General features: G+C 49.7%; 11 protein-coding genes. 4 read left to right on the top strand and 7 right to left on the bottom strand.

Going from position 1 to position 13,541, the window contains the following annotated elements; all coding sequences use genetic code 11:
* Positions 1-11: 11 nt before the first annotated feature.
* On the bottom strand, positions 12-665 hold the full coding sequence (locus F566_RS0127825) for a histidinol-phosphatase (RefSeq protein WP_020410330.1): 654 nt from the start codon (positions 663-665) through the stop codon (positions 12-14).
* A 161-nt stretch (positions 666-826) separates the two neighbouring features.
* Here F566_RS0127825 and rppH point away from each other — a divergent pair, with 161 nt between their 5' ends.
* From rppH to F566_RS0127810, 3 genes are all read left to right on the top strand, one after another.
* Positions 827-1,306 carry an RNA pyrophosphohydrolase gene (gene rppH, locus F566_RS0127820; protein WP_020410329.1) on the top strand — a complete coding sequence of 160 codons (480 nt, stop codon included), beginning with the start codon at positions 827-829 and terminating at the stop codon, positions 1,304-1,306.
* 222 nt (positions 1,307-1,528) lie between these two features.
* Positions 1,529-3,802, top strand: coding sequence for a phosphoenolpyruvate--protein phosphotransferase (gene ptsP / locus F566_RS0127815; protein WP_020410328.1), 2,274 nt, complete (start codon positions 1,529-1,531; stop codon positions 3,800-3,802).
* Positions 3,803-4,083: 281 nt separating this feature from the next.
* Complete coding sequence (locus F566_RS0127810; RefSeq protein ID WP_020410327.1) at positions 4,084-5,343, top strand: patatin-like phospholipase family protein; 1,260 nt, start codon at positions 4,084-4,086, stop codon at positions 5,341-5,343.
* A gap of 193 nt (positions 5,344-5,536) precedes the next feature.
* Here F566_RS0127810 and F566_RS0127805 read toward each other — a convergent pair whose 3' ends face one another.
* From F566_RS0127805 to F566_RS0127780, 6 genes are all read right to left on the bottom strand, one after another.
* The gene (locus F566_RS0127805; protein WP_020410326.1) at positions 5,537-5,890 is read right to left on the bottom strand and encodes a gamma-butyrobetaine hydroxylase family protein; all 354 of its coding nucleotides are present in this window, start codon (positions 5,888-5,890) and stop codon (positions 5,537-5,539) included.
* Between the two features lie 21 nt (positions 5,891-5,911).
* Entirely contained in the window at positions 5,912-7,243 is a 1,332-nt protein-coding gene (gene hslU, locus F566_RS0127800; RefSeq protein ID WP_020410325.1) for an ATP-dependent protease ATPase subunit HslU, read from the bottom strand.
* A gap of 31 nt (positions 7,244-7,274) precedes the next feature.
* Positions 7,275-7,805: an ATP-dependent protease subunit HslV gene (gene hslV / locus F566_RS0127795; protein WP_020410324.1), complete on the bottom strand. Its 531-nt coding sequence runs from the start codon at positions 7,803-7,805 to the stop codon at positions 7,275-7,277.
* A 120-nt stretch (positions 7,806-7,925) separates the two neighbouring features.
* Positions 7,926-8,477, bottom strand: coding sequence for an SPOR domain-containing protein (locus F566_RS0127790; protein ID WP_051085447.1), 552 nt, complete (start codon positions 8,475-8,477; stop codon positions 7,926-7,928).
* Positions 8,478-8,631: 154 nt separating this feature from the next.
* Entirely contained in the window at positions 8,632-10,389 is a 1,758-nt protein-coding gene (gene argS, locus F566_RS0127785) for an arginine--tRNA ligase (protein WP_020410322.1), read from the bottom strand.
* A gap of 320 nt (positions 10,390-10,709) precedes the next feature.
* Entirely contained in the window at positions 10,710-12,932 is a 2,223-nt protein-coding gene (locus F566_RS0127780; protein WP_020410321.1) for a primosomal protein N', read from the bottom strand.
* A 180-nt stretch (positions 12,933-13,112) separates the two neighbouring features.
* Here F566_RS0127780 and rpmE point away from each other — a divergent pair, with 180 nt between their 5' ends.
* The gene (gene rpmE, locus F566_RS36505; protein ID WP_020410320.1) at positions 13,113-13,331 is read left to right on the top strand and encodes a 50S ribosomal protein L31; all 219 of its coding nucleotides are present in this window, start codon (positions 13,113-13,115) and stop codon (positions 13,329-13,331) included.
* The last annotated feature ends 210 nt before the right edge of the window (positions 13,332-13,541 follow it).

Here is a 13,541-nt window from a genome sequence, read left to right as displayed (position 1 = left end):
GACGACTTACCTCATCTTAGAGTTATGCTGGGCCAGTTGTTTTTGGCCGCGTAAGCAAGCAACTGTTCGTCGCCATCGACAACGACAGGATTGCCCACTTTGTCCAGCAACGGAATGTCATTATGGCTGTCGCTGTAGAAATAGGCGTCAGATAAATTGAAGGGGTGTTGTTGCAACCAATGATTCAGGCGTGTGACCTTGCCTTCCTGGTAACTTGGCGTTCCCAGCACTTCTCCCGTATACACGCCATCTTTTATTTCCAGTTCTGTGGCAATCAGATCATCCACGCCAAGCAGATTGGCGATGGGTTCTGTCACAAAGCGGTTGGTGGCCGTAATAATCAGCAGGTAATCGCCCTGGTCCCGATGTTTTTGCAGGAGTTCCTCGGCCTTGGGAAGTCGCATTGGTGTGATGGCTTCCTGGATGAACTGTTCCCGCCAATGGTTCAACTGGGTTAACGGGTGACAGGTGAGCGGGCTCGTCGCAAACCGGATGTAGGAAAAAATATCCAGTTCACCACGCAGGTAATCTTCATAGAAGCGATCATTCGTAGCTTTGTGCTCGTCCCCGTCGACGACGCCCAGGCTGATCAGAAAGTCTCCCCAAGTATGATCGCTGTCACCGGCAATAAGAGTGTTATCGAGATCAAAGATCGCTAAGGCCAAAACCAGACTCCTCTGAAAAATGCAGAATTGTACATGATCGTAGCCTGACTGGCCTGTTTTTCGTGAAAAATAGCGTCTCTATTGCCTACCAAAATTCAACAGGGTTTGAATAAAGTCAGCAACTTATGGAACAATGCTTTGACAGTAGAAGGAAAAGTAGCGTGATCGATTCTGAAGGTTATCGACCCAATGTCGGCATTATTCTGTGTAATGAACACAATCAGGTGTTTTGGGCACGGAGAATTGGGCAGGATTCCTGGCAGTTTCCCCAAGGGGGCATTAAACGGGATGAATCTCCGGAAGACGCATTGTATCGAGAGCTTAAGGAAGAGGTTGGTCTTTCGCCTGAGGCTGTAAGAATTGTCGCTGGAACACGGGGGTGGCTTCGATATCGGTTACCCAAGAAAATGATCCGGCACGATTCCCATCCGATTTGTGTCGGACAGAAACAAAAGTGGTTTATGCTCAAGCTGCTGGCAGAAGACAGTGCGATCCGGATGGATGACTGTGAAGAGCCTGAATTTGATGGTTGGCGCTGGGTAAGTTACTGGTATCCCCTGGGGCAGGTGGTGTCCTTTAAGAGGGAGGTCTACCGGCGTGCCATGAAGGAATTTGCACCGGTTCTGTTTAAAAGAAGCTAGATTCGGTATTCAACGCTGCTATTCTTAATTGACTGTCAGCTTACTAAGAATGATATCTCGCGAGACCTGTGGGTCATGCGGGCAATAACAAATACTGTCAGGCTCGCTCAGGCGGTGCCGGTCGGGAAGTTATGCCGGCCGGAAAACGGAAAAGAGAGTGGGGCTGAAAATTCCGCCAATGTGGTTGTCTTCGGACGACTGGTTTCGATATACAGGTAGGCCATGCTGAGTGTACTGCGAAGTATTGTACAAGAGGTCAATGCCGCTCCCGATCTGGGAGTTGCGTTAGAGCTTATTGTCGAGCGCGTACATGAAGCTATGAACACTGAAGTGTGTTCCATTTATCTTCTGGATCCGGAAACCAACCGATATATTCTGATGGCGACAAAGGGGCTCAACCCGGCGGCCATTGGTAAAGTCAAACTGGGGCACTCCGAAGGTCTCGTCGGTCTGGTGGGGGTTAGAGAAGAGCCCCTCAATTTACATAATGCCCCAGCGCATCCCCGTTACCGTTACTTTCCCGAGACCGGCGAAGAAAAATACAAATCCTTCCTGGGCGTTCCGATCATTCACCACAGAAAAGTGTTGGGTGTTCTGGTTGTACAGCAGCGTGCAAGTCGTTTATTTGATGAAGGTGAAGAAGCCTTTCTAGTCACCATCTCCGCTCAGTTGGCCGCCATCATTGCGCATGGTGAAGCTTCGGACATCATTTCGGGTCTTGATTTTACTGGCCAGAAGGCCAAGGACATTTGCTTTAAAGGCGTGGCAGGCTCTGCCGGTGTGGCAATTGGCTCCTGTGTGGTGTTCTATCCGCTGGCCGATCTGAATTCGGTGCCCGATAAAGAGTGTGCCGATATTGAAGCCGAGATCGCCTTCTTTGAATCCGCTGTTGAATCCGTACGTCAGGATATCCGCCAAGTGGGCGCGAGACTGGCCAGTCAGCTCAGACCTGAAGAGCAGGCGCTGTTTGATGTATATCTGGGAATGCTTGACGACACTGCGCTCAGTGGCGAGGTCAAGAATATTATCAACAAAGGGCACTGGGCTCAGGGGGCACTCAAAGAAGTTGTTCAGGAATATGTGCGCCACTTCGAGGCGATTAATGATCCCTATCTGCGTGAGCGGGCTGTGGATATCAAAGATCTTGGGCAGCGTGTACTGGCCTATCTGCAAAAACCGGATTCCAGTGAGGAAAGGGAATATCCTCAGGACACGATCTTGGTCAGTGAAGAGTTAACACCTTCCATGTTGGGAGAAGTTCCCAAAGAAAATCTCAGAGCGCTGGTATCAGTGCTTGGGTCTGGTAATTCACATGTCGCCATTTTGGCGCGGGCAATGGGGCTGCCATGCGTGATGGGGGTTGTGGACATGCCCATCAGCAAACTGGAAGGACGTCAGGTTATTGTTGATGGATACAAAGGCGAAGTTTTCAGCCATCTGTCTCCTGAGTTATTGAGTTCTTATTCCGTATTGGTCGAGGAAGAAGAGCAGATTTCCAAGGGCTTTGATGAGCTTAAGGATAAGCCATGCGTTACGACTGACGGACATCATGTCTCCATGTGGGTTAATACTGGCCTGATGACAGATGTCATGCGTTCCCTCAATCATGGGGCGGAAGGTGTGGGACTTTACCGGACGGAAGTTCCTTTCATGATTAATGATCGCTTTCCCAGTGAACTGGAGCAACGCGACTGCTATCGCGAACAGTTGGATGCATTTTCGCCTTCGATGGTTACTATGCGGACGCTTGATATCGGCGGAGATAAGGCGCTGACGTATTTTCCGATTAAGGAAGAAAATCCATTTCTGGGATGGCGCGGTATTCGGGTAACCCTGGACCATCCGGAAATTTTTCTGGTGCAGGTTCGGGCTATGTTGAAAGCAAGCGAAGGTCTGGACAACTTACGTATCATGCTGCCGATGATTTCCAATATTTCAGAGGTGGAAGAAGCGCTTCATTTGATATACCGGGTATATCATGAGGTTCGTGAGGAAGGTGTGGATGTCAAAATGCCACCGGTAGGCGTCATGATCGAAGTCCCCAGTGCCATTTTTCAGGTGAAGGAAATAGCTGAAAGAGTGGACTTTATCAGTGTTGGAAGTAACGACCTTACTCAATATATGCTGGCCGTGGACCGAAATAATCCGCGGGTAGCCAGTCTTTATCATTCCTTTCATCCGGCTGTCCTGCAGGCCTTGTATAAAATTGTCTGTGATGCGCATGCGGTGGGTAAACAGGCCAGCATCTGTGGCGAGCTGGCTGGTGACCCTGGTGGCGCTATTTTGCTCGCAGCCATGGGGTACGATATTTTGTCGATGAATGCTGTTAATCTGCCAAAGGTTAAGCTGGTGCTGCGATCCATATCCATGAGGTGGGCGGAGGATGTGCTCAGGCGTTTGTTGTGTATGGATAGCCCTCAAGTTGTCAAAAGCACATTGGAACTGGCTTTGAAGGAAGCTGGTTTTGATCAGTTTACCCGTCCGGTTCGGCACTGACACTGGCTCTTTCTCCCTGCACCTGATTTCATCTCCTGCTTCAGGCGAAGCCGTCTATATCCTCGCTGTGTTTCCTTTCTTTAGTATGATTATTCTAATCGGCTCTGTTAGTTTTTGTGACGAGTGTCGAGAGTTTCGGCCTATTTATGGCAGAATTCGCCAAGTGTTTCCTGTAAAACACTATACTTTAAGCTGTTTTGTCACAGGCGTGCCGGTAGTAAAACAATGGTGCGCCTGGTTTTCTGACAGACGCTTATCAGTTGCTCAGACGGATGCTTAATATGGCGGAAAACCGCGAAGATAGTAAGACCTTACCAAAAGTCGGCCTGGTGCTAGGCGGCGGCGGAGCTTTGGGAGGTATATATGAAATTGGTGCACTCAGGGCGCTTGATGAAGCTTTGGAAGGAATCGATTTTAACGATTTGTATGTATATGTCGGGGTGAGTGCCGGGTCATTTGTGGCTGCCAATTTAGCGAATCAGATGACCACTGCGCAGATGTGCCGGATATTTGTGAAAAATGAAGCAGATGTTCACCCATTCCACCCGGAAGTTTTTTTCAGGCCTGCGGTCAAGGAATATCTGAAGAGGGCAGTGTCTGTGCCCGGGTTGCTGGTAGAGGCCTGTGCAAAGTTTATAGAAAACCCCAGAGATCAGAGTTTTGTGGAAGCCATGACGATTCTGGCTCAGGCGGTACCTTCAGGCTTATTTGATAATGAAGGTTTGAATGAATATCTGGAAAGGTCTTTCAGTCTGCTTGGTAGAACGAACGATTTCCGCAAGCTGAGCCGGCGGCTCTATCTGATCGCCGCAGACGTTGAAAGTAGTGAAACAGTGCGTTTTGGCTCTCCCGGGTTTGACCATGTTCCCATCTCCAGAGCCGTTCAGGCCAGTGTTGCGGCACCTGCGGTATACACTCCCGTGGAGATTGATGGTCGGTATTATGCCGATGGTACGCTGAGAAAGGGAATTCATGCTTCCGTTGCCCTTGAGGATGGGGCAGATTTGATTCTGGCGATCAATCCTGTGGTACCAATAGATGTCCAGGCTGCAGTGGAGGCTGGCACGATGGAACCCGGAGCGCTGTTGAACAGAGGGATGCCCAATATTGTGGCGCAGACCTATCGGACGATGGTGTATTCAAGAATGCGAGCAGGAATGGCGATGTATGACAAAGAGTATCCTAACGCGGTCATTAGCCTGTTTGAGCCGACACGAGATGATGCCAAGCTGTTTTTCTCGAATGTCTTCAGCTTCCAGTCTCGGCGGATTGTTTGTGAGCATGCCTACCAGATGACCCGGCAGGATTTGCTGAACCGCTATGATGAGCTCTCAAAACAACTGGCACCATTCAACATTACGATACGCAAAGATATTCTGGAAGATGAACAAAGGACAATCAGTACCAGCCTATACGGAGAAATGCTGCCGTTATATGTCGCCAATGAGAGGCGTCGTAACAACGGGGGGTATTTGAACCGGATCGGTGCTGGAATGGAAGGCGTGGCTGATTTTCTGCATAGCGCGAGAAAAATTATATAACGTCTCATCCTGCAGTTAGGAGAGGGATGGGATGAGAGCAATGGTGGCGCTAATTATATAGGTACTGGCAATGAAGGTTCGGTTTTGACCCTTCGTCCGATTCCCCCTCCTATCAAACCCCATTTGGACGAAGGGTTTTTTATTTAAGGGTGCTTTCAGACCAGATGCACGGTTTTGTCAGGTATCCGAACGCTTAGTCGCGACTTCCATTGGTTGCGGAAAGCTTGGCGAGGTATGACTGCCAGTATTGCGATTTGTTTCTACAAAGGTCTTCAAGATAGTCCCAGGCATAAAGTCCGCTGTCGTGGCCGTCACTGAAAGTGATTTTTAACGCGTAGTTGCCGACAACTTCTACGTTCGTAATAGCAACGTCACGCTTCCCTGTTGGTAGTGTTCCTCCTTGTCCACCATGTCCTCTGACTTCTGCACTGGGGGAGTTTACCCTGAGAAACTCAGCATCAAGTATTTCATGCAGCCCTGAAGCATAGGTCAGCTCCAGGGTGCATGATTTCTGATGTAATTGAATCTGAGAGGGAATATTGCTCATAGAATCATCACATCAATTTGCTTAGAGAATGTAGCGACTCAAGTCTTCATCCTCGGAGAGGTCTCCAAGGTACTTGTCCACATAATCGGGGGTAATTTCAAAATGTTCCCGAATCTGATCACCGGCACTAAAGGAAACCTCTTCCAGAAGCTTTTCCATGACCGTATGAAGTCGACGGGCACCGATATTCTCGGTTTTTTCATTAACCTTCCAGGCAATTTCGGCAATGCGGGTGATGGCTCCTGGAGCAAAAGAAATATTGACAGACTCCGTCGCCATCAGTGCAATGTATTGCTCTGTCAGTGAAGCGTTCGGTTCGGTCAGAATTCGTTCAAAATCTTCCGGGGTCAATGCATCAAGTTCTACACGAATTGGCAGTCGTCCCTGTAGTTCAGGAATCAGGTCTGACGGTTTGGACAGGTGGAACGCCCCCGAAGCAATAAAGAGGATATGATCGGTTCTGATCATACCGAACTTGGTGCTGACGGTGCAGCCCTCGATCAGTGGCAGCAAATCACGCTGAACCCCTTCCCGGGACACATCTGCCGAGCCGGTTTCTGAGCGCTTGGCTACCTTGTCAATCTCATCGATAAAGACAATACCGTTCTGTTCAACCAGAGATAGCGCTCTTTGCTTAAGCTCTTCTTCATTGATGAGCTTGGAGGCTTCCTCATCCTTAACCTTTTTCATCGCATCAGCGACTTTCATTCGCTTGGTGCGTTTACGGTCACCGGAAATGTTAGAGAACATGTTTTGTAACTGACTGGTCATTTCTTCCATGCCAGGGTGGGCCATGATCTCCACACCTACCGGGGTGGATTTAATCTCAATATCGATTTCTTTGTCATCCAGAACACCTTCGCGAAGCTTTTTGCGAAATACCTGGCGTGCGGTGGATTCCTGGTCGGTCGGAGTGTCCTCAGAACCAAATGAACGCGCCGGTGGAAGCAGAACATCAAGAATTCGGTCCTCGGCAGCATCCAAGGCGCGATTTTCCACCTTGGCTACTTCTTTTTCCCGCAGCATCTTGATCGCCATATCCGCCAGATCTCGAATAATGGATTCGACATCGCGACCAACATAGCCTACCTCGGTAAACTTGGTCGCTTCCACCTTGATGAAAGGAGCGTCTGCAAGTTTGGCCAGACGGCGGGCAATTTCTGTTTTGCCGACCCCGGTGGGGCCTATCATCAGGATGTTCTTAGGGGTAACTTCATCTCTGAGGCCTTCATCAATCTGCATTCTGCGCCAGCGATTTCTGAGAGCAATCGCAACCGCACGTTTGGCGGAATTCTGACCAATGATGTGCCGATCAAGTTCTTGGACGATTTCGCGAGGTGTCATGCCTGACATTATTGATAACCTTTTAACTGTTCAATTGCTGTTACTGAGTGCCGCCGAGTTCTTCAAGAGTGCGTTGCTGATTTGTGTACACACAAATATCACCAGCAATTTCCAGGCTCTTCTCGACAATTTCACGGGCATTCAGATCGGTATTCTCTAATAGGGCTCTTGCGGCAGCCTGGGCATATGGACCACCGGAGCCAATGGCAATGAGGCTCTGTTCCGGTTCAATAACATCACCATTACCGGTAATAATGAGGGAGGCATTTTCATCCGCCACTGCCAAAAGGGCTTCAAGTCTACGAAGAGCTCTGTCTGTCCGCCAGTCTTTTGCCAGCTCCACGGCTGCCCTGACCAGATTTCCCTGGTGTTTCTCCAACTGGGCTTCGAAGCGTTCAAACAGAGTGAACGCATCGGCAGTGCCGCCGGCAAATCCTGCGATAACCTTGTCGTGATACAGGCGTCTGACTTTGCGTGCATTCCCCTTCATGACAGTATTGCCGAGGGATACCTGGCCGTCACCCCCCATGGCGACATGGCCGTCTCTACGAACGGATACAATGGTGGTCATTCCCTACTCCAAGTAAAGTGAATGAGATAATTAAAGCTGAAGGCCGAACCCTCGCGACAGAAAAAACTATATGGAGCCTCTTCCCGGAAATTCAAGGAGAAAAAGGAAGGGGGCTGGCATCTACTCCTTGTCGGTTTTCAGCTTCTTAACGAGGGGTTGAATGTTAATGGCAACCAACTTGTCCACCGCGCTGTTCATTTTTGATCTTGAGGTGAAGGGGCCCACTTTAACTCTGAACCAGATGTTGTCCTCGCTGGCCTGGTATTTTTCCACCTGAGCCTTAAGCCCCTGGAAGCCAATCATCGCCCGCTGTCGCTCAGCATCATCAAAGGTTCGGAAGGATCCGGTCTGGAGCATATAGGCATAATTCTCCGGAAGTTTTTTGGGGGTGTACTCCTCAACTTTCGGCGCAACCACCTCTGTTTCAGGCAGCATGTCATAGAATTTGAAGCGGGGGTCTTCTTTCTGGGGGGCGTCGCTTTCCTCTGCTGGTTTTTGTGGAGAGGTTGACTGTTTGGTGGTTGTCTGCCCGGGGGATTCTATTTCCGTCGTTTCCGGGACAGACTTCAGGTAATAAAGGAAATATAGGAACATTGCGGCAAGGGCGAGATTGAATGCCCAAACCCAACCGGGAACTTTTTTCTGTGAGGAGGAAGTTGTTTTTTTGGCCATTTCAAAGATCTGGCAGTATTTGCTCTGGGAACAGGGATTCAAATTCAGCACTTTGAGGGACTAAAAAGCGTCTGCTTTTATTGGTGCCCGCAAAGTGCTGTCGGGTTGGAACCCAGTTTTTTGGCTGAGTTCTGTTGTTACATCTTTCTGGGGGTTACATATGTGTTGGCGCTGAAACTCCCAGCAGCCCGAGTCCATTACTCAGGATCTGCCGCACTGCCATGCTCAATGTCAGGCGGGCATTTCTGACCTGCGCATCATCTTCCAATACCTTGTGGGAGTTGTAATAGCCGTGAAAGTTGGATGCCAGGTCCCGCAGGTAATGAGTTAACACATGGGGTTCGAGGTTAACTGCTGCATTGTGAACCATTTCCGGGTACTGATTGAGTTGGGTTACCAGATCCTTCTCACCCTCTTCATTAAGAATCGGTAGAGCTTCCAGGCCTTTCTGTTTATCCCATTCCAGCCCCATTTCGCTCAACTTGCGCATAACACTGCAAATACGGGCATGGGCGTATTGAACATAGTAGACGGGGTTATCCTTGCTTTCGGATTTGGCAAGCTCCAGATCAAAGTCCATATGCTGTTCTGTCTTACGCGTTACATACACAAATCGTGCTGCATCATTGCCTACTTCATTCCGGAGTTCACGCAGAGTCACAAATTCGCCGCTACGGGTGGACATTTGGACTCGCTCTTTGCCCCGATAGAGAATAGCAAACTGGACAAGTTTTATGTCGAGCTTATCCTTGTCTAGACCTAAAGCCTCCAGTGCCGCTTTTACCCTGGCAATGTAGCCGTGGTGATCTGCACCCCAAATGTTGATGACACGGTCAAAGCCGCGTTCAAATTTGTTCAGGTGATACGCAATATCGGAAGCGAAATAAGTGGCTTCACCATTTTCCCGCTTCACGACTCTGTCTTTATCATCTCCAAACGTGGTAGAGCGGAACCAGATCGCCCCTTCCTTTTCATAGAGATGTCCGGCTTCCTGTAATCGGGCAAGGGCTTTATCTATGTCGGCGCTTAGTGATTTTTCAGAGAACCACTCATCATAGCGTACGCCGAATTCTACAAGGTCATCTCTGATGTCAGTCAGAATGCTGTCTAGGCCTGCGTTAAAAACGGTCAAATAATTGTCCGCTCCCAGCAGCTGGCGGCACTTCTGAATCAGTGCATCGATATGCTCTTCCTTGTCTCCACCCTGAGGCTCATCTGCTGGTATGTCGCTGAAAACCTCTGCGGAAGAGTGTTTGAATATATCACCATGCTGCTCTTTCAGTCCGGCCGCGATATCGCGAACATACTCGCCTTTGTAGCCATTACTGGGGAAATTCAGGGTTTCTCCCTGCAACTCCAGGTAGCGCAGCCAGACACTGGCTGCCAGAATGTTCATCTGGCGGCCAGCGTCGTTGACGTAATATTCGTTATGGACACTGTAGCCGACCGCTTTCAGCAATTCAGCGATGGTGGCCCCATATGCGGCTCCGCGACCATGTCCTACATGCAGTGGGCCAGTGGGATTGGCAGACACGAACTCAACTTGAATGCGCTTCTTCTGACCAAAATTGCTGCGGCCAAAGCTGTCTTCTGCGGCCAGAATGCTGCCGATGATTTCGAATTGACTGGCGGCATTCAGGAAAAAGTTAATAAATCCAGGACCGGCAATTTCCACATCCTTGACGTGATGGGATGATGGCAGGTTGGCAACGATAGCTTCTGCCAGTTTTCGCGGTGGCATTTTGGCCTGTTTGGTCAGGGTCAGGGCTACGTTGGTTGCCAAGTCTCCGTGGCTTTTGTCCCGGGTGTTTTCCACCAGAATGGATTCTGGGATCTGGTCTTCAGCCAGAGTGCCCTCGCTGGCCAGGTTCTTTAACGCGGTGCGAAGCAGCGATGCGATAGTTTGCTTCATTATATATAAGTCCGATAACTGCTCTGAAAGTTCGTTTTAAAAATTCGGTACTGATGAATTTTGGTTTCGGGTAGTGCTGCTAAATTCTATCTTGTCAGCCTGTCGAAGATAGGTCCTGAATATTAACCGCGTATGTCGTCCAGAAGACATCGCAGATACGACGATTGATATGACGCAATCATTGGGTATGCAAAATTGTGCGGCAGCAATGAAACCTCAAATCTCAGGGGTGACCTGTCTAAAAAGAATACAGGCACTGAAATCGCGTGATTATCCTACACCTAGGCAGGGTCCGCAACCGATACCAGAAATTGTCCTGATTACAGTGTGTCAATGGGGTCAACGTCGAGCTGCCAGCGGAATTTTCCTGGCAGCTTAAGTTTCTGGTTCTCCATCATGCCCAGCCAATGCCTGAGAAATTTTCTCAGTACAGAGCGGTCAGCGGAGAACAGCCAGATCAGGCCATGAAAGCGGTTTTGTTTTTTCTGTATCAGAGATGGAAAAGGACCGTGAATCGAGGGCAAATGATTTTCGCAGGTTTCCATAAGGTCTCTGAGCTTCCATAGTGAATTCAGCGTGTCCTCCAATGATGAGGCTTCGCCTCTGATCAATGCCATGGAGTAGGCCGGGGGGAAGTGGCCCTGTTTTCTCATGGCCATTTCGCTTGCATAGATTCCGCGATAATCATGTTGCTGGATATACTGCAGCAGAGGATGTTCCGGAAACTGGGTTTGAATAAAGACTTTGCCCGGCTTTTCCCTGCGTCCGGCCCGCCCGGCCACCTGTATCAGCAATTGGGCTGTTTTTTCCGTGCTCCTGAAATCGCTGCTAAACAGTCCGCCATCTGCATTAAGCACTGCAACAGTGGACAGATTGGGGAAGTCGTGCCCTTTGGCCAGCATTTGGGTGCCGACGATCAGGCAGGAGTGGCCCTGCCGTATTGGTAAAAGCTTCTGGTCAAGCGAGCCTTTGTTTTGTATTGAGTCCCGGTCAATGCGAATCACCGGGACATCTGGAAATTGCTGCTCCAGGTATTCCTCAGTTCTTTCCGTTCCGGCGCCAATAGGTTTGAGATTTTTGGATTCGCAACTCGGGCAGCTTGTGGGTAGGCGGTATTGTTTTTCGCAATGATGGCATTTCAGGGATTGCTGGCGACGGTGATAGGTAAGCCTGGCATCGCATGAGCGGCACTCTGCAATCCAGCCACAGTCGACACACATGATGACTGGCGCAAAACCTCGGCGGTTAATAAACACCATCACTTGCTCCTCTGCTGATATCGCAGAACTTATTTCCTGCAATATTGGAGGGGAAATACCGCCTTCCAGCGGTCTGCTTTTGATGTCGATAAGGTGGATTCGGGGGAGTGGAGTGGATGACACTCGTGATTCCAGGCGAACATAGTGGTAGCGTCCCTGATCGGCATTATTCAGTGACTCGAAAGAGGGGGTGGCGCTTCCGAGAATAACAGGACATTGGCTATGTTGACCGCGAATAAGGGCCAGGTCCCGGGCGTGATAACGTGCGCCGTCCTGCTGTTTGAATGAAGAGTCATGCTCTTCATCCACAATGACCCCGCCCAAAGACTTGAAGGGGAGTAAGATTCCAGATCGGGTTGCCACAACGACACTGACTTCTCCTTCTTTTACTTGGATCCAGGTAAGAAGGCGCTCGCTATCGTTCATGGCGCTGTGATAGCTGACGACCTGCTCACCAAAGCGGACTTTAAAGCGTCGAAGTGTTTGGGGGGTGAGTGCTATTTCGGGAATTAATACCAGAATTTGCTCTGACGCATTGTTGTTTATCCGGTGTTCAATCCAATCCAGATAGACTTCTGTTTTGCCGCTGCCTGTCACACCTTCCAGTAGTGTTGTGGTAAATCCGGGGGATACCCCGATCAGCTGTTGGAGGGCCTGTTGCTGTTCGGTGGTCAGTGTTGGTTTGCTGGAGGTAACGGGAGCTTCTTTCCCTGGTCGGGAGCGGACCTGTGTGGAGTGTGCAAATTGTTTGGATTCCAGTGCGCGTAACTGAGCGGTGGTATAACCCTGATTTATGATGTCTGGCTGTGAGAGTCCTTCAGGCATACCGATTAACAGCTCTAGCAGTGCTTTCTGTTTTGCTCCTCGAAGACCGGTGCTGTCGGCTCCTGGGGTGGCCTGCCAGAGGATGGTGCTGAGGCTGTTTGACAACTTTTCCCAGCTGCGATCCTGCCGCATCAGGGGAGGAAGGGCATTAATAAGGACTTCTCCCAAAGGGGCATGATAATAATCGCTGATCCATTGTGCCAGTTGCAGTACATTGCTTGGAATAGTCGGGTGTGGGTCCAGGATCTGCTTTATCGGGCGCAATTTATCCTGTGGAACCTGCGGTGAATGGTGGATGCCCGTAATTACTCCGATCAGGGTTCTCTGGCCCACAGGGACTTTGCATCGCTTGCCGGGGGTATAGTGTTCAGGGTCAGGCAAGGACATTTCAGGTAGATAGTCAAACGTTTTTCTGAGAGGGACAGGGACGGCAATGGATACAACAAATGGGCTCGGCATTATCTGGGAAACAGCGCTAGGTGGTTAAATTGGTTAGAGGGCTTGTGATATTCTGGCTTTCTGGTATGATCACGCGTCCTTAATTTCACCGGCAGATGATCGGTTGCGTAAGTTTGCCCCTTTATGCGGTGCCCGGCAAGTATAGTTGATTGGGTAGCGGCAGAATCAGCGAGGTTTGTTATGAAACAGGGTATTCATCCAGAATACAAAGAAATTACAGCAACTTGCAGTTGCGGTAACCAGATTAAAACCAAGTCTACTCTGTGCGAAGATCTCCACGTAGACGTATGTTCCGCCTGTCACCCGTTTTATACCGGTAAGCAGAAGGTTCTCGATACCGGTGGTCGTATCGATCGCTTCAACAAGCGTTTCGGCGGTCGTATGGGTCGTCCAGGCTAAGCCTGAAAAGATTTATTGGAAAAAGCCCGCAATGCGGGCTTTTTTTTGCTCTGATTTGCGGCATATCAACCATCATAAGGGTCGTGTGATGGGAGACTAATGCTGATTTGTGAGGGCCGGGGAGTGTGAGCAATTCACTTGAGCACATAAAGTAAACACGTAATAATGTGGACCCCCGGATTTTGGGCCTATGGAGAAGGTTGTCAGGTT

The sequence above is a fragment of the Hahella ganghwensis DSM 17046 genome (assembly GCF_000376785.1).
Taxonomy (GTDB): Bacteria; Pseudomonadota; Gammaproteobacteria; order Pseudomonadales; family Oleiphilaceae; genus Hahella; species Hahella ganghwensis.
Note: the sequence above shows the minus strand (reverse complement) of the source record. Positions and strands in the feature narration are given on the sequence as shown.

What these genes read in the sequence shown, in the direction of transcription:
- ptsP (WP_020410328.1), top strand. Translation starts at nt 1,529, where the DNA reads ATGCTGAGTGTACTGCGAAGTATTGTACAAGAGGTCAATGCCGCTCCC.
- F566_RS0127810 (WP_020410327.1), top strand. Translation starts at nt 4,084, where the DNA reads ATGGCGGAAAACCGCGAAGATAGTAAGACCTTACCAAAAGTCGGCCTG.
- F566_RS0127805 (WP_020410326.1), bottom strand. Translation starts at nt 5,890, where the DNA reads ATGAGCAATATTCCCTCTCAGATTCAATTACATCAGAAATCATGCACC.
- hslU (WP_020410325.1), bottom strand. Translation starts at nt 7,243, where the DNA reads ATGTCAGGCATGACACCTCGCGAAATCGTCCAAGAACTTGATCGGCAC.
- hslV (WP_020410324.1), bottom strand. Translation starts at nt 7,805, where the DNA reads ATGACCACCATTGTATCCGTTCGTAGAGACGGCCATGTCGCCATGGGG.
- F566_RS0127790 (WP_051085447.1), bottom strand. Translation starts at nt 8,477, where the DNA reads ATGGCCAAAAAAACAACTTCCTCCTCACAGAAAAAAGTTCCCGGTTGG.
- argS (WP_020410322.1), bottom strand. Translation starts at nt 10,389, where the DNA reads ATGAAGCAAACTATCGCATCGCTGCTTCGCACCGCGTTAAAGAACCTG.
- F566_RS0127780 (WP_020410321.1), bottom strand. Translation starts at nt 12,932, where the DNA reads ATGCCGAGCCCATTTGTTGTATCCATTGCCGTCCCTGTCCCTCTCAGA.
- rpmE (WP_020410320.1), top strand. Translation starts at nt 13,113, where the DNA reads ATGAAACAGGGTATTCATCCAGAATACAAAGAAATTACAGCAACTTGC.